This window comes from Flavobacterium sp. YO64, from assembly GCF_004119505.1.
GTDB classification, from domain to species: Bacteria; Bacteroidota; Bacteroidia; order Flavobacteriales; family Flavobacteriaceae; genus Flavobacterium; species Flavobacterium oncorhynchi.
The window spans coordinates 26,648-51,203 of sequence record NZ_NRQV01000006.1; the positions used below are offsets into that span (position 1 = coordinate 26,648).

At 34.2% G+C, this 24,556-nt stretch carries 20 protein-coding genes; 7 read left to right on the top strand and 13 right to left on the bottom strand.

Annotated features, from left to right (window positions below):
- Nucleotides 1–24: 24 nt before the first annotated feature.
- The 6 genes from atpD to BOW57_RS05870 all read right to left on the bottom strand — a co-directional run bounded on the left by atpD (nt 25) and on the right by BOW57_RS05870 (nt 10,868).
- Nucleotides 25–1,536 carry a F0F1 ATP synthase subunit beta gene (atpD, locus tag BOW57_RS05845; RefSeq protein ID WP_089053364.1) on the bottom strand — a complete coding sequence of 504 codons (1,512 nt, stop codon included), beginning with the start codon at nt 1,534–1,536 and terminating at the stop codon, nt 25–27.
- Nucleotides 1,537–1,769: 233 nt separating this feature from the next.
- Complete coding sequence (locus BOW57_RS05850; RefSeq protein ID WP_129053353.1) at nt 1,770–3,359, bottom strand: G-D-S-L family lipolytic protein; 1,590 nt, start codon at nt 3,357–3,359, stop codon at nt 1,770–1,772.
- A gap of 85 nt (nt 3,360–3,444) precedes the next feature.
- Complete coding sequence (locus tag BOW57_RS05855; RefSeq protein ID WP_129053354.1) at nt 3,445–6,273, bottom strand: TonB-dependent receptor domain-containing protein; 2,829 nt, start codon at nt 6,271–6,273, stop codon at nt 3,445–3,447.
- 305 nt (nt 6,274–6,578) lie between these two features.
- Nucleotides 6,579–8,429: a glutamine--fructose-6-phosphate transaminase (isomerizing) gene (gene glmS / locus BOW57_RS05860; protein ID WP_129053355.1), complete on the bottom strand. Its 1,851-nt coding sequence runs from the start codon at nt 8,427–8,429 to the stop codon at nt 6,579–6,581.
- Between the two features lie 9 nt (nt 8,430–8,438).
- Entirely contained in the window at nt 8,439–10,040 is a 1,602-nt protein-coding gene (locus tag BOW57_RS05865; RefSeq protein WP_129053356.1) for a DUF4270 domain-containing protein, read from the bottom strand.
- Between the two features lie 21 nt (nt 10,041–10,061).
- A complete protein-coding gene (locus BOW57_RS05870; protein ID WP_089053369.1) occupies nt 10,062–10,868 on the bottom strand; it encodes a glycogen/starch synthase in 807 nt (268 codons plus the stop codon).
- A gap of 79 nt (nt 10,869–10,947) precedes the next feature.
- Here BOW57_RS05870 and panC point away from each other — a divergent pair, with 79 nt between their 5' ends.
- From panC to BOW57_RS21035, 6 genes are all read left to right on the top strand, one after another.
- Nucleotides 10,948–11,826, top strand: a complete 879-nt coding sequence (gene panC, locus BOW57_RS05875) for a pantoate--beta-alanine ligase (RefSeq protein ID WP_129053357.1) — start codon at nt 10,948–10,950, stop codon at nt 11,824–11,826.
- Nucleotides 11,827–11,840: 14 nt separating this feature from the next.
- Nucleotides 11,841–12,191: an aspartate 1-decarboxylase gene (panD, locus tag BOW57_RS05880; protein ID WP_017495920.1), complete on the top strand. Its 351-nt coding sequence runs from the start codon at nt 11,841–11,843 to the stop codon at nt 12,189–12,191.
- A gap of 398 nt (nt 12,192–12,589) precedes the next feature.
- Nucleotides 12,590–13,744: an alpha/beta hydrolase gene (locus BOW57_RS05885; RefSeq protein ID WP_129053358.1), complete on the top strand. Its 1,155-nt coding sequence runs from the start codon at nt 12,590–12,592 to the stop codon at nt 13,742–13,744.
- On the top strand, nt 13,744–15,105 hold the full coding sequence (radA, locus tag BOW57_RS05890; protein ID WP_089053372.1) for a DNA repair protein RadA: 1,362 nt from the start codon (nt 13,744–13,746) through the stop codon (nt 15,103–15,105). Before BOW57_RS05885 ends, radA begins: the two co-directional genes overlap by 1 nt.
- Nucleotides 15,106–15,265: 160 nt before the next feature.
- On the top strand, nt 15,266–17,230 hold the full coding sequence (locus BOW57_RS05895) for a transglycosylase domain-containing protein (protein WP_129053359.1): 1,965 nt from the start codon (nt 15,266–15,268) through the stop codon (nt 17,228–17,230).
- A 2-nt stretch (nt 17,231–17,232) separates the two neighbouring features.
- Nucleotides 17,233–17,646 (top strand): RDD family protein, encoded by a 414-nt coding sequence (locus tag BOW57_RS21035; protein WP_129053360.1) that lies wholly within the window; start codon nt 17,233–17,235, stop codon nt 17,644–17,646.
- 95 nt (nt 17,647–17,741) lie between these two features.
- Here BOW57_RS21035 and BOW57_RS05905 read toward each other — a convergent pair whose 3' ends face one another.
- The 3 genes from BOW57_RS05905 to BOW57_RS05915 all read right to left on the bottom strand — a co-directional run bounded on the left by BOW57_RS05905 (nt 17,742) and on the right by BOW57_RS05915 (nt 20,879).
- A complete protein-coding gene (locus BOW57_RS05905; RefSeq protein ID WP_129053361.1) occupies nt 17,742–18,779 on the bottom strand; it encodes an aldo/keto reductase in 1,038 nt (345 codons plus the stop codon).
- A 235-nt stretch (nt 18,780–19,014) separates the two neighbouring features.
- Nucleotides 19,015–19,959: an OmpA family protein gene (locus tag BOW57_RS05910; RefSeq protein ID WP_089053376.1), complete on the bottom strand. Its 945-nt coding sequence runs from the start codon at nt 19,957–19,959 to the stop codon at nt 19,015–19,017.
- A 158-nt stretch (nt 19,960–20,117) separates the two neighbouring features.
- A complete protein-coding gene (locus tag BOW57_RS05915; RefSeq protein WP_129053362.1) occupies nt 20,118–20,879 on the bottom strand; it encodes an exodeoxyribonuclease III in 762 nt (253 codons plus the stop codon).
- Between the two features lie 120 nt (nt 20,880–20,999).
- Between BOW57_RS05915 and BOW57_RS05920 the strand changes: the two genes are divergently transcribed.
- Nucleotides 21,000–22,802: a lysophospholipid acyltransferase family protein gene (locus BOW57_RS05920; protein WP_089053378.1), complete on the top strand. Its 1,803-nt coding sequence runs from the start codon at nt 21,000–21,002 to the stop codon at nt 22,800–22,802.
- A gap of 84 nt (nt 22,803–22,886) precedes the next feature.
- Here the strand turns inward: BOW57_RS05920 and BOW57_RS05925 are convergent, their stop codons facing one another.
- From BOW57_RS05925 to BOW57_RS05940, 4 genes are all read right to left on the bottom strand, one after another.
- Nucleotides 22,887–23,252 carry a DUF805 domain-containing protein gene (locus tag BOW57_RS05925; protein WP_129053363.1) on the bottom strand — a complete coding sequence of 122 codons (366 nt, stop codon included), beginning with the start codon at nt 23,250–23,252 and terminating at the stop codon, nt 22,887–22,889.
- Between the two features lie 199 nt (nt 23,253–23,451).
- Nucleotides 23,452–23,715 carry a TM2 domain-containing protein gene (locus tag BOW57_RS05930; RefSeq protein WP_129053364.1) on the bottom strand — a complete coding sequence of 88 codons (264 nt, stop codon included), beginning with the start codon at nt 23,713–23,715 and terminating at the stop codon, nt 23,452–23,454.
- Between the two features lie 91 nt (nt 23,716–23,806).
- Nucleotides 23,807–24,082, bottom strand: coding sequence for a TM2 domain-containing protein (locus BOW57_RS05935; protein ID WP_129023720.1), 276 nt, complete (start codon nt 24,080–24,082; stop codon nt 23,807–23,809).
- 25 nt (nt 24,083–24,107) lie between these two features.
- Nucleotides 24,108–24,515 (bottom strand): DUF805 domain-containing protein, encoded by a 408-nt coding sequence (locus tag BOW57_RS05940; protein WP_129053365.1) that lies wholly within the window; start codon nt 24,513–24,515, stop codon nt 24,108–24,110.
- Nucleotides 24,516–24,556: the final 41 nt, after the last annotated feature.

A 24,556-nucleotide genomic window follows, 5' to 3' on the forward strand; every position in this document is an offset into this window, starting at 1 on the left:
GTCAATTGATAATTATCAATTGAATTATGCTTCAGCTAACATTTTTTCTCCAGCTTCGATTGCATCTTGAATAGAACCTTTCAAGTTGAAAGCAGCTTCTGGAAGGTGATCTAACTCACCATCGATAATCATGTTGAATCCTTTGATAGTATCTTTAATATCTACTAATACTCCAGGAATACCTGTAAATTGCTCTGCTACGTGGAACGGCTGAGACAAGAAACGTTGTACACGACGTGCTCTTGATACAGAAAGTTTATCTTCTTCAGATAACTCTTCCATACCTAAGATCGCAATAATATCTTGAAGTTGTTTGTATTTTTGAAGAATTTCTTTTACTCTTTGTGCACAGTCGTAGTGCTCGTTTCCTAAAATTTGAGGAGTTAAAATTCTTGAAGTAGAATCTAACGGGTCAACCGCTGGATAAATACCAAGCTCAGCAATTTTACGAGACAATACTGTTGTTGCATCTAAGTGGGCGAAAGTTGTAGCCGGCGCCGGGTCAGTTAAGTCATCCGCAGGAACGTAAACCGCTTGTACAGATGTAATAGATCCTTTGTTTGTAGATGTAATACGCTCTTGCATAGCACCCATCTCTGTTGCCAAAGTTGGTTGGTAACCTACTGCAGATGGCATACGTCCTAAAAGTGCCGATACCTCAGAACCTGCTTGAGTAAAACGGAAGATATTATCAACGAAGAATAATACATCTTTACCTTGGTCAGATCCAGCTCCATCACGGAAATACTCAGCGATAGATAATCCTGAAAGTGCCACACGTGCACGAGCTCCAGGTGGCTCATTCATTTGTCCGAAAACGAAAGTAGCTTTAGACTCTCTCATTCCTGGCATATCTACTTTAGATAAATCCCATCCTCCATTTTCCATAGAGTGCATGAAATCATCACCGTATTTAATAATTCCTGACTCTAACATCTCACGAAGTAAGTCATTTCCTTCACGTGTTCTTTCACCTACTCCTGCGAATACTGAAAGTCCACCGTGACCTTTTGCAATATTGTTGATCAACTCCTGAATCAATACTGTTTTACCAACACCAGCACCACCAAACAATCCAATTTTACCTCCTTTTGCATAAGGCTCGATCAAATCGATTACTTTAATACCTGTGAATAAAACTTCAGATGAAGTTGATAAATCTTCAAATTTAGGCGCTTGTCTGTGAATTGACAAACCGTTTTCTCCTGTTTTTGGCAAGTTTCCTAAACCATCAATTGCATCTCCAATTACATTGAATAATCTTCCATATACGTCTGGACCGATTGGCATTTGGATTGGATTACCAGTTCCAACTACTTCATATCCTCTGCTTAAACCGTCTGTTGAGTCCATAGAAATGGTACGAACAGTGTTTTCACCGATGTGAGATTGTACTTCTAGAACTAACAATGTTCCGTCTTTTTTAGTGATTTCTAGTGAATCATAAATTTTTGGAAGTTCAACATCCTTACCGTTGAAAACTACGTCAACTACTGGTCCAATGATTTGAGCAACTTTTCCTATTACTTTTGACATTACTTATGTGTTTATTAAATAGCTATTTAGGTTTATCGAAAATACCTCTTTTTTCAGAGCGCAAAGATAATTTTTTAAAATATAAAATCAATTTTTTTTTCATAAAAAATAGCATGATTTTGTTTGATTCTAAAAATGAGAGCTCCAAACTCCCATTTTAAGCATTTTTTACACTAACAAAAAAAGCCGCTGCTTTTAAAAAACAAACGGCTTTTTAATTAAAAAAAATGGTTTTATGGCAATACGGAAGGATATAAAACTGGATAGTTACCCACATTTACTCCTTTTAAATTTGATCCGTATTTAGCATTAATTGCTTCAATGAATTTATTTGCTATAAATGCATACCCTCTTGGCGAAGGATGAACTCCATCTAAAGAAAAAGTCCCTCCAGTTACAAATGTTGATGTCATTGTAAAACTATTGGCAGAAATTCCTCCTTGATCAATTTGCTTCATAATTGCATTTGCATCTACAAAAGCTAAACCTTTAGATTCTGCAATAGACTTTATAGTTGCATTAAACGCATTTGTCGCCACTTCAAGTTCTGCAACTTCAGTTGGTATCAAAACATATTTATCCTGCAAAGGATATGTAATTCCAAAATTATTCAAAGGAGCCGGCGGAGCTATTCCTATTCCTGAATTTTCAGCTGTAGGCGCTGTTCCAATAGCCGATTGCGTTGTCAAAAGAATTAAATCAGCCTTTGTAGCTTGACGTGCCTGACCAAAAACCGAACCATAAAAAGCAGCATTCTGAGGGCCTAAAGACGCAAAAGCCAGTGTTAATTGCGCAGATAAGTTCGGAAGCGATTCGTCTTTTATCAATAATGGATTTGCCGCAGTTGTTGACAGCAAATTAATTCTTGATCCCGCTCCAAAAGCAGTCAAAGCTTGTTTTAACGGACCATATAATTGTGCATTCAATGCCGAAATAAGCGCAAGACCCTGAGCAGCATTACCCTTACCTATAGCAGAAGCCGTTAAAGGATTATAAGGAACAGTCTTAAAAAATGGGATTGATGTTACATATGGAATATTTGCTACAACCCCTTTTGCTCCTCCCGAAGTTAAAGTAGTCACTAAAGCCGCATATGTTCCATCAAAACCAACACCCGCAGCTCCAGAAGCTGGCGTAATTGGGTTTGTACCATCTCCTCCAGAAGTTGCATAACCTAAAACATCATTATTACCAATCCATAAAGAAAAGAATGTTGGAGTTTGACTCATTGCATATGCAAGAACAGAAGTTGTTCCGTTTGGAGCAAATCGCACATAATAAGGATTTGCCGTTCCGTTTGCTAAACCAGCCGCCGCTCCATAAGTTGGAGACAGCAAATGAAAACTTTTAGCACCAGGAACACCTGTATTATTATAAGGTCCCGCAGCTGCAATTGCAGGATTCATTACTTCAGTTGTTGGAGTCCCGCTTACGGGATCAACTGTCGAACTAGGATGAGTTGGAGAAACCGTAGTATTAAAATAAAGCCTTGGACCAAATGCTGGATTGGGTTGTCCGCCAAAAAGCAGACCACCAATATTATCATTAGTATAAGGAATTTTAAACTCTCCTCCTCCAACAAGTTTAAATTGCTGTGCCATTATATTAGTATACGCTCCTTCTTGTCCCTTTTTAAAAAGAGCACCATCACTAAAACCGGACGTTAAGGAATTCCCTAATGCAACATATTTAGAAAAATTAGCAGAACCTGATGTCAAAGGCAATCCGTCTGACGAATCAACAACAGTTACCGCATCATCATCACTATTACAAGCCATAAAGGTCAAAGAAACCAATAAAAGCCATTTGAAATTTTTTATCATAATTTTTATATTTTAAAATTACCTGCTTCTAAATCATATTTTTAGAAACATAAATAACGTATTTGACCTATAGTTAATAATCGATTTATGGATTAATAGTCCATGATACAAAATATTGCTGCCCGATTAATCCAGCTCCAATTACTTGATAATACTCTTTACCGCCAATATTAGCCGCTCCAAGTTTCACAACAGATTTCAATTTTGGAATTCCGTAATTTATCTGCGCATCTATTACTGTAGCAGATTTAATTGTGCCATCAGCGAAGCCTGATTGCCACTCATATTCACTATTCCATCTTCCGCTGACATTAAACCCAAAATTCTCGAACAATTTATCATTCCCAACAGACAATTTAATTCTATGTTTTGGAGTATTAAATCCTGCTTCAAAACTTGGATCTTTTGCTTGATCAAAATCAAACTGAGCATAATTGTAGTTCAACCCTAATTCAAAATTTGAAATTATTTTTTTAGTAAGTCCAACTCCAAATCCTAATGAATGTATCTCTACATCTGAATTAGTATACAATTGATACCCTCTATACTCTCCATTTTGAATCGCTCTTACTGATTGAACACCTGGATCTGTAACTCCTGCCGCAAGATTTGGATTGTCTTGAGCCGTTCCGTAATAAGGAGAAATTACATTTAAATTACCAATAAAATCATTATATATATTATAGTAACCATTAATATCGATTGACATCCCTTCAAAAACAGAACGATATCCTAACTCAAAAGCTTTTACTTCTTCAGGCTTAACAAGATTAGCTCTTGTTTTTGTTAACAATGCTGCCGCTGCAATAGGATTACTTCCTGCCATAGCAGAAAAAGCACTAACAGAACTTGCCAAATACGAATTATAATAAGCATCATTACCACTCATAACTTTAGTTGGACCTCCGTTATACACCTGTCCTTCTGCACTTAAATTAAAAGTTTCATTAAATCTTGTTAAGTTATCTGGCGCAGACCCAACCAATACCGCACTTCCAATATTAAATCCGATATATTGATCTTGAGTTGATGGGTTTCTGAAACCTGTTTGAAATGAAGCTCTGATATTATGATTTTTTCTTTCTCCTCCTGAATACACTAAAGATAAACGCGGCGAGTAATTACCGTCAAAGTTTTTAGATTTATCATAACGAAGAGAACCTGTAAATTTCAATCTATCTTCTAAGAATTTCTTCATTAACTGAGCATAAGCTCCGTACTCGTTATAATTAATCGGTCCATTTGCATCTGTATAAATCCTGCCATGAGAATTAAGCTCATAAGCTCTAAACGAACCTCCTACTTGAATTTCGGCAAATTTTATCAAATCTCTAAAATTATAATTTGCATCAGAATGATAAATTTTGGAATTATCTACCAATTTTGAACCCGAACGAACATCTGGATCAGCTATAACTTGATTAAAAGCATTTTTAAACTCTGTTGTACCCGGCATAAAACGACCTGTATCAGCTGTAGCCCTTCCAGCAGCATGTGCTTGTTGCGGCGTCATACCAGCTAACGTTCCTTGAATATAGGCTCCAGCGTATTGACCAAACCAAGTATTATCATCTTTCCACTTTCTATTTACATTAAGACCTGTAAAAATCATATCATAAGAATGCCCTCCATCTTCAGATGTTGTATAACCTCTCACAAAAAAATTCTTTCCTTTAACTTCTAATTTATGCTGCTGCATAAAAAAATCATTCAAGTAATATCTATTTCCTCCTTGATAAACTGCATTACCAGTACCAAATTTACTTTGCCAGATAATTTCCAATCTCTCATCTCCAAAAGGTCTTCCGTGAAAAGAGAAATCAACTTTTGTATTTCCTGCCTTATTATTAGTCAAATCAATTTCATTATACCCAGTTCTACTTACATTTGAATCTGGCAAAAGATTAGATGCTCCTGCAGGAATCAAACCCATTGCTTCTAATTTTTTACCTACTCCTTTAATATTTGTCGCAGCCTCGTCACCATAAACATTAATACCATCATAACTCGGATTAGTTCTATCAATACCCGCTCTAGTTTTATCTTCATAATTTGTTGCATACCAATCTGTAGCCTCCATATAGGTAAAGTTAGCTTTGGCTGCAAAATATTTATTAAAAGCATGCGCGAATCGAATACCAAAATCATAATACCCATTTGTACCCGCAGCCTCTTGTGAAGTCACACCATATTTAAAATAAGTTGAAATACCTTGATAAGTAAATGGACTTTTACTATTCATAAACAAAATCCCATTGAAAGCATTTGCCCCATACAAAGCAGAAGATGCTCCCGGCAGCAACTCAACACTCTGCACATCTATTTCAGAAACTCCAATCATGTTTCCTAGCACAAAATTCAACAACGGAGATGAATTATCCATACCATCTACTAATTGCATAAAACGTGTATTAGCAACCGAAGCAAACCCTCTAGTATTAATCGACTTAAAAGTCATACTACTGGTATTCATCTGTACCTCTTTTAAATTTTCTAATCCATCATAAAATGACGGCGAAGCCGTTTTTTTGATATCCTGAATACCCATTCTTTCGATAGTAACGGGAGACTCAAAAACACGTTCAGGTGTTCTAGAAGCAGAAACAACTATTTCATCAAGTTTAGTTTCTTCATCTTTTAAGATTACATTTACTTTTTGATTTGCCGATGTAACACTAATAATTTTCGTTTCAAATCCTACTGCAGAAACCTTTATAGAAAAAGGCAGTTTAGCTTTAGTAGTCAATTTAAACGATCCGTCAAAATCAGTAGATGCACCACTGTTTTCTCCAGCAACAACAACATTAGCACCAGGAATAGATTGTTTGTTACCATCTGTAACCGAACCTGTTATTGTATTCTGCGCAAAAGATATTCCGCTGAACAATAACATAATTAGCAAGTAGACTCTCATTGGGTTAGTTTTTTCGTTAGTATATAGCCAAAATACACAAATATTTTAATATGCATAAAAAAACGTTAAAAAAATTAATATTTGCCACGTATTTACACAATATTTTAACTATTTGCTAATTGAATTTATTAGAATAAAAACAAATAAAACCTAAAGAAAAACCAATTTACTATGCATACATATTAATTTTTATCAAAAAATTGAAAAATTCACAAAAATACATAGGCTGAAAAAAAATTTTGACAATAAAAAAAAGCGAGACCTAAATCTCGCTTTTTTAACATTATTGATATTTTAAAATATCTTTATTCTACTGTAACAGATTTTGCTAAGTTACGCGGTTGATCAACGTTACAACCTCTCATAACTGCAATATAGTAAGACAACAATTGTAAAGGTATTGTCGTAATAAGCGGCGACAATGCATCTGAAGTTTCTGGAATTTCGATTACATAATCGGCTAATTCACGAACTTGCGTATCGCCTTTAGTAACAACAGCAATAATTTTACCGCTTCGAGATTTAATCTCTTGAATGTTACTTACAATTTTATCGTAGTGACCTTGCTTTGGAGCAATTACAATAACCGGCATATGCTCATCGATTAAAGCAATTGGACCGTGTTTCATTTCGGCTGCAGGATAACCTTCAGCGTGAATATATGAGATCTCTTTAAGCTTTAATGCTCCTTCAAGTGCAACCGGAAAATTATATCCTCTTCCCAAGTAAAGACAGTTTGGTGCATCTTTAAAAGCCGTAGCAATTTCTTTTGCACGATCATTAGTTTCTAAAGCCTCACTCACTTTTTCAGGAATTAATTCTAATTCTTGTAAATAAGCATGGAAATCAGGGTTCGACAAAGTTCCTTTTGCTTTTCCTAACTTCAAAGCAATCATCGTTAAAACCGTGATTTGAGTTGTAAATGCTTTCGTAGAAGCTACTCCAATTTCTGGTCCTGCATGCGTATAAGCACCTGCGTGGCTTTCTCTTGAAATAGAAGAACCTACAACATTACAAACTCCAAATACAAAAGCTCCGTTTTCCTTAGCCAGCTTAATAGCCGCCATAGTATCTGCTGTTTCACCTGATTGAGAGATAGCAATTACAACGTCGTCTTTATTGATAATTGGGTTTCTGTATCTAAATTCAGAAGCATATTCTACCTCTACTGGAATTCTCGTAAATTCCTCAAAAATATACTCTGCTACTAAACCTGCATGCCATGAAGTTCCGCAAGCAACGATTAAAATACGTTTTGCATTTAGGAATTTCTCTAAATTATCTTCAACACCAGCCATTTGAACGATTCCTTCATTTGCATGAAGTCTTCCTCTATACGTATCTTTAATTACACTTGGCTGTTCGTAGATTTCTTTAAGCATGAAATGATCGTACCCTCCTTTTTCAATTTGCTCCAAGTTCATTTGAAGTTCTTGAATATAAGGATCTACTAAAGAATCATCTTTAATTTTTCTGATTTTAAGAGGCTTGTGCAATCTAATATTTGCCATTTCACCATCTTCTAGATATACTGCATTTGAAGTATACTCAATAAACGGAGAAGCATCAGAAGCAATAAAGTATTCTCCTTCACCTACTCCTATTGCCAATGGACTTCCTAATCTTGCTGCAACAATTTCATTTGGATTCTTTTTATCAAATACTGCTATTGCATAAGCTCCAACAACTTGATTTAAAGCCACCTGAACTGCTTTTCCAAGCTTTATATTTTCATTCTTTTGAACTTCCTCAATTAAATTAACTAAAACTTCTGTATCTGTATCAGACTTAAAAGTATACCCCCTTTTAATAAGCTCTTCTTTTAAAGGAGCATAATTCTCGATAATACCATTATGAATGATTACTAAATCGCCAGAATTTGAAGCATGAGGATGCGAGTTCACATCATTTGGAACACCGTGAGTTGCCCAACGCGTGTGCCCAATTCCAATATTTCCATTGATTGTAAAACCTTCTTTTGCTTTAGCTTCAAGATCTGAAACTTTACCTTTTGTTTTACAAATTTTAACTCCTGCCTTGTCATCGTATAACATAACGCCGGCGCTATCATATCCTCTGTACTCAAGACGCTTTAATCCTTTTATAACAATAGGATAAGCCTCTCTATGACCGATATACCCAACAATTCCACACATATATATTTATTAATTTGGTTTCGTGTAGTAAACCTCAAGCCTCAATCGTTTATCCTCTGGTACTGAAGATTTCCCTCCATACAAAATAGTCCCAAGCGGATTCATAACTGACGCTCTTGGCGCTTGAGAAATATTCTCATTCTTATTCTTTAAAAAATTCGAAGTCGAAATCGCTATACTCTCCGTTACAACCAATCCTAAATCAACATTTTTGGCTGTTTTATCTTTTATAAGATTACGGATATGTTCTGTAATTCTAATTTTATAATTTTTTCCTCGTTTATTATCATCAAGGCTAATCATACCTCCATAAATATACTTAGCCGTTTTAGGATCTGACAATACAAGATTTCCACTTCCATCAGCAAGATAATCTACAACCGGAACATTATTAGTTAAGTCATACAAATAAACTCTTTTCGGCTCTCTAGCTCCTGCCATTTTATCGGCATCGATATTAAACACCAAATTAGCCTCGTTTACTTTCCAATTTTTAGCTCTGATTTCTTCTAATTTTGCCGCGAAGTCATTAAGCCTAATAATAGCAAGAGAACCTTGACCACCTTTTACATAAAGCCTCTCGTCTCCTTCAGTTTTATTTATGTTTGCCGTTGTAATAGCATTCTGATAATTAGCCGACTTTACATCTTGAAACAAATTAGCATTTGCACTAGAATTTGCAGGATTTACAATTGTCATTGTAATTGTTTTATCTTCTTTCTCTGTATCAGCATCTGTCGTACTTGCCGTTTTAGCCTTATAAGTAATTACAATTTTTCCTCCTGAAAAATCCAGCAAAGCCATATTACCAGGGCTTCCATCTGCTTTTTCAACACTAAAGTATAAACCTCTAAAATACTCCTGAAACAAATCTGGAGCAGAAAGTTTTGAAGCCGGAGCATTCAATATTTTTTGCTGAAAGTAAGCTGTATCTAAATCCAAACGCATTTCTGGCGGAGTATAAGTTGTCGTTTCTTTTCCTGCCGCATCTGTCGTCTTATCCACATATTCTGCAGAACTAAAAAAGAATTGATCATTTTGCAGCACGTTACTTGAATTATTCAAACGAGCACCAACTTTATATTGATTAAAAACATTGTTTTCATCTGTATAATAAAACTGCGGCAGCGAAACTCCATTGCTCACATACGAGCTGCGCATTTGAACACCAGATTCATAAACACTTAACTTAAGTTTTCCTTCTGCCGGTCCATAAATAGAATCTAAAGTATAAGTATGAGTTCCATCACTATTAGTCGTTTTCAGCTTCTTAAAATAAGGAATACTTAATCTCACACTTGTAATTACAGGCTCTTCACCAATAATTACTGGATACGTAGTACTTAAATCTACCTGTGTAGCAAAATTAGCTGTCGTTGTTCCAAAAACAGGATTATCATAAATACCTAATGCATTAACCGCTAAAACATTGGACTGTATAGGCGTAACCTCCTGATTAAAAGCTACCACATCATATTTTTCAGACTCAAGTCCAAAATGATCGTCACCAATTAAATCATCTCCAATTGCATTAAAATCTTTATCGCACGAATATAAAAGAACAACCGTAAGAGCTAAAAGTATTTTCTTAATAAAAGAAGTATTGTACATGTTTAATAATAAAGTTAAAATTTAAAGTCCCATTTCTTTATAGAAATTTGTATACGCTTCAGCGAATGCATCTTTCGTGGCGAAAGGTAAAAAAGGTTTTCCTGAAGATTCTATAAATTTTGTTAAACTTGGAGAAACGTTTTCTGAAGCAATAATTACAGCATCAGAATGCAATATACTAGCTTTTAAGATGTTCTCATAGTTAGGAACTTCTAGATCTGATACAGATTCATGCGGAACTCCATCAAATTTTACTTTGTTAATCATCTCCATATCTAGATTCTCATCAAAAGACTGACCATAAACTGATGTTACAATTTTTGTTTCAGAGAATAAAGCTTCATTTTTATAATAATGCTTCATATAAATTGGCAGCATAGATGCCAGCCAGCCGTGTACGTGAATAATATCAGGAACCCAATTTAATTTTTTTACTGTTTCAACAACACCTTTAGCAAAAAATATAGCTCTTTCGTCATTATCAGGATACAAAACACCCTCTTCATCAGCAAAAGTTGCTTTGCGTTTAAAGTATTCATCATTATCGATAAAGTAAACCTGAATTCTCTCTTTAGGAATTGAAGCCACCTTAATAATCAATGGCATATCTAAATCATTCACTACCAAATTCATCCCTGAAAGCCTAATTACTTCGTGTAATTGATGTCTTCTCTCGTTGATATTTCCATATCTTGGCATGAAAATTCTTATCTGACCTCCTTGATCGTTAATCATTTTCGGAACGTCATAAGACATTAAAGAAACTTCATTTTCAGCCAAATAAGGCACGACTTCAGATGATACATATAATATCCTCTTATCTTTCATAAATAGTATTTTACTTAATTTTTGGTAATAAAAACGTTGCAAAATTACAAAAATTTATGCAGTTATTAACTAATATATTATGTTTGCACTAAATTTTAATAATACCGCCATGCATATTTTCTACGGCAAAGTAGCTCTGATAGCCTATTTAAAAACTATCAAAACCGCAAATTCAACTATCGGATTTGTACCAACAATGGGAGCTTTGCACCAAGGGCATCTGGCTTTAATGCAGCGATCGCTCAAAGAAAACGACGACACTGTTGTAAGCATTTTCGTAAATCCAACCCAATTCAACAATCCTGAAGATCTCGAAAAATACCCTCGAACTCTTGAAGAAGATGTAAAAAAAATGCGAGGATTAAGCGATAAAATAATTTTATACGCTCCTTCTGTTGATGATATTTATGAAGGACAAACCATTTCGCAGTCATTTGACTTTGACGGATTAGAGAATCAAATGGAAGGCAAGTTTAGACCTGGACATTTTAACGGAGTGGGAACCATCGTAAAACGTCTGTTCGAAATCGTGACTCCAACTAATGCTTATTTTGGAGAAAAAGATTTTCAGCAGCTGCAAATTGTTAAAAAACTAGTCGAAAAAAATGACTTACCTGTAAATGTTATAGGCTGCCCAATTTTTAGAGAAGATAATCTTCTTGCTATGAGTTCAAGAAATGAACGACTGACTGCAGACGAAAGAAAAGAAGCTTCAATAATTTACAAAGTTCTTACTGAAGCTAAAGAAATCTTCCAGAACAGCACTCCCGAAGAAACCATCAAATTTGTTGAAGAATCTTTTAAAGACAACAAAAGATTCGAACTCGAATATTTTGTCATTGCTGACGAATCTACATTATTATCAATCGATCATAAAATTAACGATAAAAAATACCGTGCGTTTATAGCAGTATTTGTTAATTCTATAAGGTTAATAGACACCATTTCATTTAATTAAATTACCTTTGCAACATGCAAATTCAAGTTATAAAATCAAAAATTCATCGAGTTAAAGTGACTGGAGCCGATTTAAATTACATTGGCAGTATTACTATTGATGAAACTTTACTAGAAGCTTCAAACATTATTGAAGGTGAAAAAGTAGCAATCGTTAACATTAATAATGGAGAACGTTTTGAAACTTATGCCATTAAAGGAGAAAAAAATTCAGGCGAAATTACCCTGAATGGTCCAGCAGCTAGAAAAGTACAAAAAGATGATATCATTATCATTATTTCATATGCAACTCTAGAATTTGAAGAAGCAAAAACCTTCAAACCATGGATTATTTTCCCTAACGAAAATGACAATTCATTAACCTAGGTTTCAACCTCAAATTATATCTTATTTTACTATTTGTCAAAAATTTATTTTGCACAAACGGGATTTTTTTGGTCCAAAACAAAAGGATCAATACAAAATCTTTGGAGCAAAAAAATTACAAATAAAATTAACTGCAAAAGCCTCTATGACTTAATTGTACTTTATATATAGAAAACACAAAGTTCGCAAAGCTGCATCAAAACAAAGCTTTACGAACTTTGTGTTTTTTAAACCTTATAATTAGATAAAATCTTAGCGTGCTTTGTGGTTAAACCAATTTAATCAATACAAAATATTTTATATTTCTCCGTAAGTTTTCTATAACAAAAAAGCAAATTAAAGTATTATATTGCCACACTATTTTCAATACTTTTTAATTCACTGAAACGCCCCAAATCATGAAAAAAGTTTACCTACTAATTGCATTTATTTCCATTTCTGTTTTTTCGCAGAAAAAATTCGACAACATTCAATCCCAAAAACTCGGAGAAGAAAGAAGGATAACAATTGAACTTCCGGCTTCATATGAAGCTAAGCCTGACAAAAAATATCCAGTTTTATATCTTTTAGACGGTGATTATTTGTTCGATCCTTTTTCTGGAGCCGTAAGTTATGGTACGTATTGGGATGATATTCCAGAAATGATCATAATCGGGATTCATCAAAACAAAGACGGTGAACGTTATGACGACACAACAATTGATCAAAACGAGGGTTTGCCTTTTGAAAAAGGAGCAAAATTTTTTGAATTTATAGGAGCAGAATTAGTTCCATACATTGAAAAAAAATACAGAACATCGCCTTTTAGAATTATTGCAGGACATGATGTAACGGCGAGTTTTGCCAATTTTTATTTATACAAAGAAAACCCGCTTTTCAGTGCGTATATTTGTCTAAGTCCAGAACTGGCTCCAAAAATGGAAGTACGTATTGCAGAAAAATTTGCCAAAGTACAAAAACCAATATTCTACTATCTTTCTGCGGGAGAAGGAGACATAAAAAAAATTAAAGAGCCGATAGAAAAATTAGACAACAATATTAAAATCGCAAATAATCCGTTAGTAAATTATAAATACGAGTTATTTAAAAATGCAACTCACTATACCGAAGTTTTACATTCGATTCCGAGTGCGCTATATCAGATTTTTGAAGTATACAGACCAATAAATTCTGCAGAATACGCAAACAAAATTGCTGTACTTGAAACAGGTTATGCTGATTATTTAGAAAAAAAATACAATACAATGTCAGAAGTTTTAGGCGTTCAAATTCCAGTTCGAATGAGCGACTTTAAAGTGATTGAAAATATAATCTTGAAAAAGAACGCATACGACGAACTAGGAAAAATGGCCGAAATAGGAAATGTAAATTATCCAAAAGCAATGTTAGGAGAATACGAACTAGGCTTAATGTATGAAAAAATGGGCGATGCAAAGCATGCCTCAAAAAAATATCAAAACGCTTCTCAAATGGAACCTATCGGCGATTTGAACAAGGATTTAATGTATGAGAAGATGGACGAAATGAACGCACTTACTAAAAAAAGTAAATAATGTCAAAAGTTAAAACTTCCTTTTTCTGCCAAAATTGCGGCACCCAATATTCAAAATGGCAAGGTCAATGCAATGCGTGCAAAGAATGGAATACTATTGCTGAAGAAATCATTCAGAAGCAGGAAAAAGTAGCTTGGAAAAGCGAACCAACTTCAACTGGAAAAGCACCGAGACCTTTAAAAATAAACGAAATCGACTCGGCTCAGGAAATTCGCATGAACACTACTGACGGCGAATTAAATCGCGTTTTGGGCGGCGGAATTGTTCCAGGTTCTTTAACTCTTTTGGGCGGCGAGCCTGGAATAGGAAAAAGCACACTTTTACTTCAAATCTCACTAAAATTACCCTATAAAACTTTATATGTTTCTGGAGAAGAAAGTCAGAAACAAATAAAAATGCGCGCCGAAAGGATAACACCAAACAGCGACAACTGTTATATCCTTACGGAAACCAAAACACAGAATATCTTTAAACAAATTGAAGCGATTCAGCCAGAAATTGTAATCATCGATTCGATTCAGACTTTACACACCGATTATATCGAATCAACAGCGGGAAGCATTTCTCAAATTAGAGAAACCACTGCAGAATTGATAAAATTTGCTAAAGAAACCAATACCCCAGTTATTTTAATTGGACATATTACAAAAGACGGAAATATTGCCGGACCAAAAATTCTGGAACATATGGTTGATACCGTTCTTCAATTTGAAGGCGACAGAAACCACGTTTACCGAATTTTGCGTTCGCTTAAAAACCGTTTTGGCTCTACCGCCGAATTGGGAATTTACGAAATGCTCGGAAGCGGTTTACGAGAAGTAAGCAATCCGTCAGAAATATTGATTTCGCACAAAGACGAAGAATTATCAGGAACTGCAATTGCCACAACACTCGAAGGCATGCGTCCGCTTATGATCGAAATTCAATCACTTGTAAGTACAGCAGTTTATGGAACTCCGCAAAGAAGCACTACAGGATACAATGCTAAAAGATTAAACATGATTTTAGCAGTTTTAGAAAAAAGAGCAGGATTTCGTTTGGGTGCAAAAGATGTTTTCTTAAATGTTACCGGCGGAATTTCTGTTGATGATCCTGCTATTGATCTTGCTGTTGTTGCTGCGATTTTGTCTTCAAACGAAGATATTCCAGTTGGAAAAGGTTTTTGTTTTGCAGGTGAAGTAGGTCTTTCTGGAGAAATTCGCCCTGTAAATCGTGTTGATCAGCGTATTCAGGAAGCCGAAAAACTAGGTTTTGATACTATTTTTGTTTCTAAATACAATAAAATCACTTTAAAAAACACTGGAATTAAAATTGAACTTGTTGCTAAAATTGAAGATGTTGCCAGTATTCTTTTTGGGTAATTTTTTTTCGCCTCGAATTCCACAAATTAAACACGAATTTTTATTTAATTTTAAAATCTCAATCTAGACATTTACTAAATTCGAGAAATTAGTGCAATTTGTGGCAAAAAAAAACAACGCTTCATTCTAATAGTTCTAAATTCTTTCGAAAACTGCTGCTATGAATTTTCCAAAACAAAAAATATACAAAGCCCTAAAAATAATAGCCGTTATATTAGTTTTGCTTTGCATCGGATTGTACTTTTTTCGCAACTCTCTTCTAAAACAAGCTGTTGCTAAAGTCACCCACAAAATGGCTGTTGATTACAACAGTGATTTTTCTATAAAAGAAGCTTCTTTCAGCGGATTGTCAAGCATAAAACTTACTGATGTTGTTCTCGTTCCAAAAAACGCAGACACACTTTTAAAAATTAAAAACATTGAAACCAGTGTCAGCTTAAGCAACTTATTAATCGGCGATGTTCAAGTTGGTACTTTAAAAGTTAACAACGGCTACATTCAATTGGTTAAAAAGGGAAAAATTCGAAATTTTGATGCTTTCCTAAAAAGAAATCGTGATGATTCTGAGAAAAACGAAAAACGCAAATACGGCGCTTTTGCTTATCGTATTATTTCAAAGCTATTAAATCTGGTTCCCACGGATATGAATTTGGAAAACTTCCAATTCAAAATCGACGATAATGGCAAAAAAACAGCTGTTGCAATCAACAAACTGGTTTTAAACAACAAACAGCTCGAAACCAATATTCATGTTCAAAGCAAAGATTTTGATCAGCGCTGGAACTTAAAAGGTTTTGCTGATCCAAGAAATCAAAAGGCCGACATTCGTTTCTTTAATTTAGATACTGGAGCCATTCGCGTTCCTTATCTTGATGAACGCTACAATTTAAAAGCAAGCTTTGATTCTATTCGCCTGAATGTTCAAAACATTGACAAAAGCGGCAGCGAATTGCACATAGACGGTTTTACTTCTATCGTTAATCTGAAAATTAATCATCCAAAAATTGCCAGCAAAGATGTTGTCATAAAAAATGCCCGTTTCGATTACCGATTTTTACTGGGCGATGATTTTATCTCGATTGACAGCACTTCAACGATGCAGTTGAATAAGATTAAAGTAAAACCGTACATCTCTTACAGCACAGAAAAAGATACCGTTTATACTTTGAAGGTGAATATTCCGAAAATGAAAGCGCAGGATTTTATTGTTTCGCTTCCAGATGGATTATTCACGCATTTTCAAGGTATGCAGGCAACTGGAAATTTCGATTATAAACTCGATTTCAAGTTCAACAAAAACAAACCAAATACGCTTGTTTTTGACAGTAAAATGAACAAAGAAGATTTACATATCACTAAATATGGCGAAGCTGATTTGAACAAACTAAACGGTGAATTTGTGTATCGTGCCATTATTCAAAATGTCTTGCAGCGTCCCGTTTTAGTTGGAAATGCAAATCCGAATTATACGCCATTGGATCAAATTTCACCTTATTTACGAAAATGTGTTTTAACAACTGAAGATCCTTCTTTCTTCTCGCATCGCGGTTTTATAAATGAAGCTTTCAAACAGTCTATTCTTAAAAACATTAGAACTAAGAAATTCTCGCGCGGCGCCAGCACAATAAGCATGCAGCTGATTAAAAATGTGTTTTTAACGAGAGAAAAAACGCTTTCGCGAAAGCTTGAAGAAATCCTTTTGGTTTATATTTTAGAAAATAACCGAATTGTAAGTAAGGAAAGAATGCTGGAAGTTTATTTCAACATTATTGAATGGGGACCAAATGTATACGGAATTGGCGAAGCAAGTCATTTTTATTTCCAAAAAAGTCCATCCGCTTTAAGCGTAGATGAATGTTTGTATTTAGCAACGATTATTCCGAAACCAAGAAAATTCATGTATCAATTTAATGACGAAGGAAACCTGAAAGATTTCGCCATTAAAAATCAGAAATTCTTAAAAAATTTAATGTTCAGAAGAGGACTTTTAGTTCCCGAAGATACACTTGGACAATTACCCGTTTACATTTCTGGAAATGCGCGCTCATTAATACGAATCAAAGCTCCAGATTCTACTGCAGTTCCTGCGGACTCTTTATCTATCAGCGACGAATTTGATTTGTAATTATGAAACCCACTTATTTATTTAAAAGAGTTTTTGCCTTTGGAATTGACTTCATCATTTTAGCTCTTACAGTTAAAATACTATTTCCGTATATCTCTTATAAAAACAGCAGTGGCGAGAGCTTCATTAAAACGGAAATTGGTCTTTTAATTTATTATCTCTTTTTTATTTTTCAAGATGTTTTTATGAATAAAACTATTGGAAAGCACATCTTCAAGCTGCAGATGACATTTGATAATCCAATGGAAATAAATGGATATAAAAAATGTTTTAAAATAATTATTAGGCGACTTTTTGATCTGCTTGAATTAGTTTGCCCTTTCATTTACCTAATCCCAATTGTTCTGACAAAGAAGAATCAAAAATTGGGTGATTTAATCGCAAAAATAGTGGTAACACAAAAACCGAATAATTAAAACAGCTGCTTTTGACGGCGCTTCAAAAAAAAGCCACAAATTATCACGGATTAGTCTGTGGTAATTTGTGGCTTTTGTGTTTATTAAAAAATCGATTAAGGCGCTGGATCAGGAATTATTGCCTGAACTTGATTAATTTCGGCGATAATTTCTTTTGAAAGCACAACATCAATTGTGGCAATATTTTCTTTTAATTGTTCTAAAGTTGTAGCACCAATAATCGCACTAGTTAAAAATGGCTGCTGCAACACAAATCCCATTGCTAATTCTGTCAAAGTTAAACCATGTTTTTTAGCAATTTCCAAATACAACTTTGTTGCTTGCGTACATTGCTCACTATTATAACGTGTGTATTGCGGAAAGAGTTTTATTCTAGAATTTGGATGCGCTTCTCCTGTTAAAAATTTACCCGTTAAAACTCCAAATGCTAAAGGCGAATAAGCCAGCAATCCAACATTTTCATGCATTGAAACTTCGGCTGAATTCACTTCAAAAAGACGATTTAATAATGAATATGGATTTTGAACGGTTTTAATTCTAGGCAGATTATGATATTTACTTTCTTCCAAAAGACGCATCATTCCCCAAGAATTCTCATTTGAAACTCCAATATGTTTAATTTTCCCTTCTTTAATTAACCCATCAAACGTTTCTAAAATTTCTCTAAAGTTATCTTCCCATGCATCTTCAAAACCTATAAACGCACGGTGCCCAAAATTATTAGTTTTTCTTTCCGGCCAATGCATTTGATACAAGTCGATATAATCTGTCTGCAAACGCTTTAAACTGTTTTCTAAAGCATATTTAATACTTGCAGGCGAAAAATCTAATTTCTCACGCATATAACCAAAATTCGGATTTGGCCCAGCTATTTTTGAAGCTAAAACAACTTTATCACGGTTTCCTGATTTTTTAAACCAAGTCCCAATAATTTTTTCAGTACTTCCGTAAGTCACTTCACTTGCTGGAACCGAATACATCTCTGCAGTATCAAAAAAGTTTACTCCTTGTTCCAGTGCATAATCCATTTGAGCATGACCTTCTGCCTCTGTATTCTGTTGGCCAAAAGTCATGGTCCCAAGATTTATTTTACTAACTTTTATATCGGTGTTGGGTAATGTAGTGTATTTCATTTTTTTTCTAAGGTACTAAGGTTCTGAGAAACTAAGATTCTAAGGTTTCTTTTTTTCGAATAATAAGCTTCAAAGATACGATGCTATTCTTCAAATGAAAATCTTAGAATAGTTAAAAAAACTACAAGTTTTTCTGAGGCGCTAAGTTAAATTCAAAGCAATAAAAAAGGCTCAAAGCAAAACTTTGAACCTTTTAAAAAATCTTAGCACCTTAGTTCCTCAAAACCTCAGCTTCTTAATTTATACTATTAAGCATCTCTGCAATCTCGTCTAATCTTGGAGTTAGAATAATTTCGATTCTACGGTTTTTAGCTTTTCCTTCTGGAGTCGCATTACTTGCCAAAGGAGAGAATTCACTTCTTCCCGCCGCAGTTAATTTTTGTTTATTGATTTTAGCATTTTCACTTAAAATAGCCACAATCGCAGTTGCTCTTTTAGTAGATAAATCCCAGTTGTTTGCAATTGGTCCAGAACCAGCATACGGATCATCATCTGTATGTCCTTCAATAAGAACTGAAAGATCAGGATTGTCGCCTAAAACTTTTCCTAATTCTACAACAGCTTTTCTTCCCTCTGTTCCAACAGCCCAGCTTCCTGAATTGAAAAGCAGTTTGTTTTCCATAGAAACATACACTTTTCCGTTCTTTTGTTCCACCGTCAAACCTTTACCTTCAAAACCATTTAAAGCTTTCGATAAAGTTTCTTTCAGTTTGCGCATTGATTCCTCTTTTGCTGCAATCATATCTTCAAGCTCTTTTAATCGACTTGCCGTTTTATCTAGACTTGCTTGTTCTTCAGCCAGTTTTTTTGATTTTGCTTCTAATTGTGCTAACAATTCACGGTTTTTATTCATATTTTTCTCCAATGCATCATTGCTGTTTTTCTCGAGAGCATTGTATGAATCTTGTAAAACCTTATATTTATTTTGCGCAGCAGCTAAATCAGCTTTTTGTTTTGCCAATTCATCTTTCGTGCTGTTTAAATCTTTGGTTAAATTATCGCGTTCTAATTCCAGCTGATTCTTTGATTTTTGCAAATCGGCATTTTGATCTGCAATCGAACGATTTTCTTTTTTAAGATCTGAATACTTTGTTTCCAAATCATTATAAATCTTTTTAGACACACAAGAAGTCATAGACAAAGCCAAAACCACTAATCCTATTGAAGCTTTCTTAATCATTTTATTTTCTGTTTTTTTATTTGAAACGTATTATTAATTCTTGATTTAAACGATAATTCGAATAAAATCTAAACGAACTTTTTCTTTAAAAATAAAAGCAAAATTCAATTTATCAGAATTTCCGAACCCATTTCTCTCAACAAGAACAATACCAAATTTTACTCAATCTCGACTAAAACCGGACAATGATCTGAATGTACGGCATCTGGAAGAATCACGGCACGTTTTAAACGATGTTCCATAGGAGCGCTTACTAAATTATAATCGATACGCCAGCCTTTGTTATTTCCTCTCGCTCCTGCACGATAACTCCACCACGAATAATGATGTGGATCTTTATTAAAATGACGGAAACTGTCTATAAAACCAGATTTCATAAAACCATCGAGCCACGCGCGTTCAGCAGGTAAAAATCCTGAAACTGTTTTATTACGCACCGGATCATGAATATCTATTGCTTCGTGGCAAATGTTGTAATCACCGCAAATAATTAGATTCGGAATTGCTAATTTCAATTCATTAACATACGTTTGAAAATCATCCATAAACATAAATTTATGGTCTAATCTTTCAATATTTGTTCCTGACGGAAGGTATAAACTCATTACCGAAACATCATCAAAATCAGCACGCAGATTACGTCCCTCAAAGTCCATATGATGAATTCCTGTACCGTAAACTACATTATTGGGTTTTGTTTTAGACAGAATTGCAACACCGCTGTATCCTTTTTTTGTTGCTGGATAATAATATTGATACGGATAGCCTGCGGCCGTAATATCGTCAACTGGAATTTGATCCTGCGTAGCTTTGATTTCTTGAAGGCAGATTACATCAGGATTTGCCTGTTGCAGCCATTCGATAAAACCTTTATTAATTGCAGCACGAATTCCATTAACATTATAAGAAATAATTTTCATCAGATTGTATTTTTAAGGATTCCAAATGTAATAAAAAAGTGGAAAGTTTGCGTTTGAATAAACGAAAAGTAGAGTTTTTTGTTATCTTTGTTGGCTGCTCTAATAATTTAAAAATAGTACATGGGTTTAGTTACCGCGAAAGAAGTTGCAAAAGCAATAAATGTTGATAAGTACGGAGTATTTGGTACTTTTTCAGGCTGGATTCTTATGAAGGTCCTTAAGATCTCTACCCTAAATAAAATTTACGATCACAATAAACACTTAGAGGATGTTGCGTTTTTAAACGGGATTTTGGATGAAATGGAAATCAAATTTGAAATTCCTGAAGAAGATTTAAAACGTTTACCTAAAGACGGCGCTTATATTACCATCTCAAATCATCCGCTTGGAGGAATTGATGGTATTTTGCTTTTGAAATTAATGCTCGAAAGAGAACCAAATTTCAAGATTATTGCTAATTTTTTATTGCATAGAATTGTTCCTCTTAAAAAATATATCATGCCAGTTAATCCTTTTGAAAATCATAAGGATGCCAAATCGAGCGTGGTCGGAATCAAAGAAACTTTACGTCATTTAAGCGACGGAAAACCTTTAGGGATTTTTCCTGCAGGAGAAGTTTCAACTTATAAAGACGGAAAATTAGTAGTTGACAAACCTTGGGAAGAAGGCGCTTTAAAATTAATTAGAAAAGCCAAAGTTCCAGTTGTACCCATCTATTTTCATGCTAAAAACAGTAAATTATTCTACTGGCTTTCTAAAATTGATGATACTTTGCGTACTGCAAAATTACCTTCGGAATTACTGACTCAGAAAGATCGCGTGATTAAAGTTCGTATTGGAAAACCAATTTCAGTAAACGAGCAAAACGAAATCGAATCGTTTGAAGAATATTCTGAGTTCTTGAGAAAGAAAACTTATATGCTGGCTAATCCGTTTGAAAAAGACACCAAACTGATTGATACAGCAAGTCTAAAAATACCAAAGGCACCTAAAAAAATTGTTACGCCGGCGAACGAATCAAAAATGATTGACGAAGTTAATGCGTTAAGAAATAGTGATTGCCGCCTATTGCAAAGCAAAAATTATGAAGTATTTTTTGCACGTGCAAAATCTATCCCGAATATTCTGCATGAAATAGGTCGTCTGCGTGAAATCACCTTTAGAGAAGTTGGCGAAGGAACTAATGAATCTATTGACTTAGACGAATACGACAAGTATTATCACCATATGTTTTTATGGGATGATGAAACTAAAAAAATTGCAGGTGCTTACCGTATGGGGCTAGGTTCTGAGATTTATCCAAAATATGGTATCGAAGGTTTCTACTTGACAGATCTTTTTAGATTTGAACCAGAACTTCACGACATGATGCACAAATCTATTGAAATGGGACGTGCTTTTATCATTCGTGAATATCAGCAAAAACCAATGCCTTTGTTCTTGTTATGGAAAGGAATTATACACACTACTCTTCGCCATCCTGAACACAAATATTTATTAGGCGGCGTAAGTATCAGCAATCAATTTTCTGATTTCTCTAAATCGTTGATGATCGAGTTCATGAAATCAAATTATTACGATCCTTATATTGCACAATACATTCATCCAAAGAAAGCGTATAAAGTAAAATTAAAAGATGCTGATAAAGACTTTATCTTCGACGAAGCTGAATCTGACTTAAATAAATTTGATAAAATCATTGATGAATTAGAACCAGGAAATTTACGTTTACCTGTTTTAATCAAAAAATACATCAAACAAAATGCACGTGTTGTTGCTTTCAACGTAGATCCTTTGTTTAATAACGCTGTTGACGGCTTAATGTACATCAGAATCGCAGATATTCCTGAAAGCACTATGAAACCCGTTATTGAAGAATTTCAAATAGAATTAGAGCGTAAATTATCTGAAAAGGAAGATTAGCTGTAATTTCTCAAAACTAAAAAATCCCATTTGTAATACAAATGGGATTTTTTAGTTTCAACGCTTATTTAAACAAATTAGACTTTATTCTTTTCCAATTTCATCTAATCCTTCTAATCCATTTTTAGGATCTGCACCATATTGATTTGATCCTTTTTCACCTTCAGTAGCAAGTAATATGATATTGTAAATTGGAATAAGAATATACCATCCGCTTTTACCAATATCATGCATTCTTCTAATTGCAACAGCAATTCCAGGAATTAAGACCGCTAAACTGTAAATAGTGCTTACGATTGTTAATTTAGGAGATATAAAGCCTAAACCAAACAACAAACCATAACTTATAATAATATTCAACAAAAAGAACATCCAATATTCTCTTCTTCTTGCTCTTCCGTTAAAGTTTGCGTAGTTTTCCATAACTACTTTTTTGTACATTTCTAACATAATAAAAATCTTTAAAATTGCCCTACTCTTTATGGATTTTCAGTTACTCCATTACTTTTTAACAAAGTTCAAGATTACTTACTTTTACAATTATTTAAAGAAACTAACCGACATTATAATATCAAAAAAAGACATTTTTTTAAGAGCAAACTATTTTAAAACAAAAATCCCATTCATTACTGAATGGGATTTTACATTTTTAGAACCAAGTTTTCTGACCGACCTGATAAGTTTGATAAAACTCCTCGTCGGTTTTTGTCAAATAAATAATTCCCTCAATAAGACCAATTATTGCACCTATACCGCATAACAATCCTAAAATAAGCTGAATAATACCTTCTTTAGTGTACCCTAAGTAAAATTTATGCACCCCTAATCCTCCTAACAAAATTGCAAGAACTCCTGCAACAACTTTTTTATTCTCTGGTTTAGCATTACCAAACTCTGACTGCGTGTTTTCCATAATTTATATTTTTAAGTTCAATAGTTAATTAAGCAATATAGGGTAATCAAAAAAAATCCCATCTGCGAATTGCAAATGGGAATACATATTTTTAGAACCAGCCTTTTTTTCCAACTTGATACGTTTGATAAAAGTCTTCTTCACTTTTAGTAAGGTAAATTATTCCTTCTATAAATCCTATTAAACTACCTAGTCCACACAAAAGATTAAGAAGTATTTGAATTATTCCTTCTTTCGTGTAACCTAAATAAAACTTATGAATTCCTAAAGCTCCAACTAAGATTCCTAAAATTCCGGCAGCAACTTTTTTATTTTCTTGTCTTGGAGCTGATGGCGTATTCCAAGCTTCTGGTTTTGTATTTTCCATTTTTTATTATTGTATTTTAGATTATTTATATTTCAGCGCTTCCTATTTCGTTTATTTCTTCAAAATCGTCCTTAGGGTCTGGTCCGTAAGCATTTGTACCACTGTTCCCTTCTGTGCATAACACAATAAGCAGCCAAATAACACCTGCTATCGGAAGTAACACGATCAGAAAAAACCAACCGCTTTTACCCACGTCGTGTAAACGTCTTACCATTACTCCTAAACCAGGCAAGAAAACCAATAAACTATAAATCGACGACAATATCCCTGAATCTGCAAGGCCAAAAGTCAAACCAGCAAAATTATCCAAAGTTGAAAGTATTATAGAAATAATTACTGAAGCTAGTGTATAATACCAATACTCACTCCTTCTTGCACGACCTGAAAAATTCGCATAGTTCTCAAAAACTACTTTCTTGTACCACTCAATCATAAATAATAAATTAGTTTGTTAATATTTATTGCATTTGAAGA

Excerpts from the sequence above, each read along its gene's own strand:
- atpD (WP_089053364.1), bottom strand. The coding sequence starts at position 1,536 with ATGTCAAAAGTAATAGGAAAAGTTGCTCAAATCATTGGACCAGTAGTT.
- BOW57_RS05850 (WP_129053353.1), bottom strand. The coding sequence starts at position 3,359 with ATGATAAAAAATTTCAAATGGCTTTTATTGGTTTCTTTGACCTTTATG.
- BOW57_RS05855 (WP_129053354.1), bottom strand. The coding sequence starts at position 6,273 with ATGAGAGTCTACTTGCTAATTATGTTATTGTTCAGCGGAATATCTTTT.
- glmS (WP_129053355.1), bottom strand. The coding sequence starts at position 8,429 with ATGTGTGGAATTGTTGGGTATATCGGTCATAGAGAGGCTTATCCTATT.
- BOW57_RS05865 (WP_129053356.1), bottom strand. The coding sequence starts at position 10,040 with ATGTACAATACTTCTTTTATTAAGAAAATACTTTTAGCTCTTACGGTT.
- BOW57_RS05870 (WP_089053369.1), bottom strand. The coding sequence starts at position 10,868 with ATGAAAGATAAGAGGATATTATATGTATCATCTGAAGTCGTGCCTTAT.
- panC (WP_129053357.1), top strand. The coding sequence starts at position 10,948 with ATGTTTGCACTAAATTTTAATAATACCGCCATGCATATTTTCTACGGC.
- panD (WP_017495920.1), top strand. The coding sequence starts at position 11,841 with ATGCAAATTCAAGTTATAAAATCAAAAATTCATCGAGTTAAAGTGACT.
- BOW57_RS05885 (WP_129053358.1), top strand. The coding sequence starts at position 12,590 with ATGAAAAAAGTTTACCTACTAATTGCATTTATTTCCATTTCTGTTTTT.
- radA (WP_089053372.1), top strand. The coding sequence starts at position 13,744 with ATGTCAAAAGTTAAAACTTCCTTTTTCTGCCAAAATTGCGGCACCCAA.
- BOW57_RS05895 (WP_129053359.1), top strand. The coding sequence starts at position 15,266 with ATGAATTTTCCAAAACAAAAAATATACAAAGCCCTAAAAATAATAGCC.
- BOW57_RS21035 (WP_129053360.1), top strand. The coding sequence starts at position 17,233 with ATGAAACCCACTTATTTATTTAAAAGAGTTTTTGCCTTTGGAATTGAC.
- BOW57_RS05905 (WP_129053361.1), bottom strand. The coding sequence starts at position 18,779 with ATGAAATACACTACATTACCCAACACCGATATAAAAGTTAGTAAAATA.
- BOW57_RS05910 (WP_089053376.1), bottom strand. The coding sequence starts at position 19,959 with ATGATTAAGAAAGCTTCAATAGGATTAGTGGTTTTGGCTTTGTCTATG.
- BOW57_RS05915 (WP_129053362.1), bottom strand. The coding sequence starts at position 20,879 with ATGAAAATTATTTCTTATAATGTTAATGGAATTCGTGCTGCAATTAAT.
- BOW57_RS05920 (WP_089053378.1), top strand. The coding sequence starts at position 21,000 with ATGGGTTTAGTTACCGCGAAAGAAGTTGCAAAAGCAATAAATGTTGAT.
- BOW57_RS05925 (WP_129053363.1), bottom strand. The coding sequence starts at position 23,252 with ATGTTAGAAATGTACAAAAAAGTAGTTATGGAAAACTACGCAAACTTT.
- BOW57_RS05930 (WP_129053364.1), bottom strand. The coding sequence starts at position 23,715 with ATGGAAAACACGCAGTCAGAGTTTGGTAATGCTAAACCAGAGAATAAA.
- BOW57_RS05935 (WP_129023720.1), bottom strand. The coding sequence starts at position 24,082 with ATGGAAAATACAAAACCAGAAGCTTGGAATACGCCATCAGCTCCAAGA.
- BOW57_RS05940 (WP_129053365.1), bottom strand. The coding sequence starts at position 24,515 with ATGATTGAGTGGTACAAGAAAGTAGTTTTTGAGAACTATGCGAATTTT.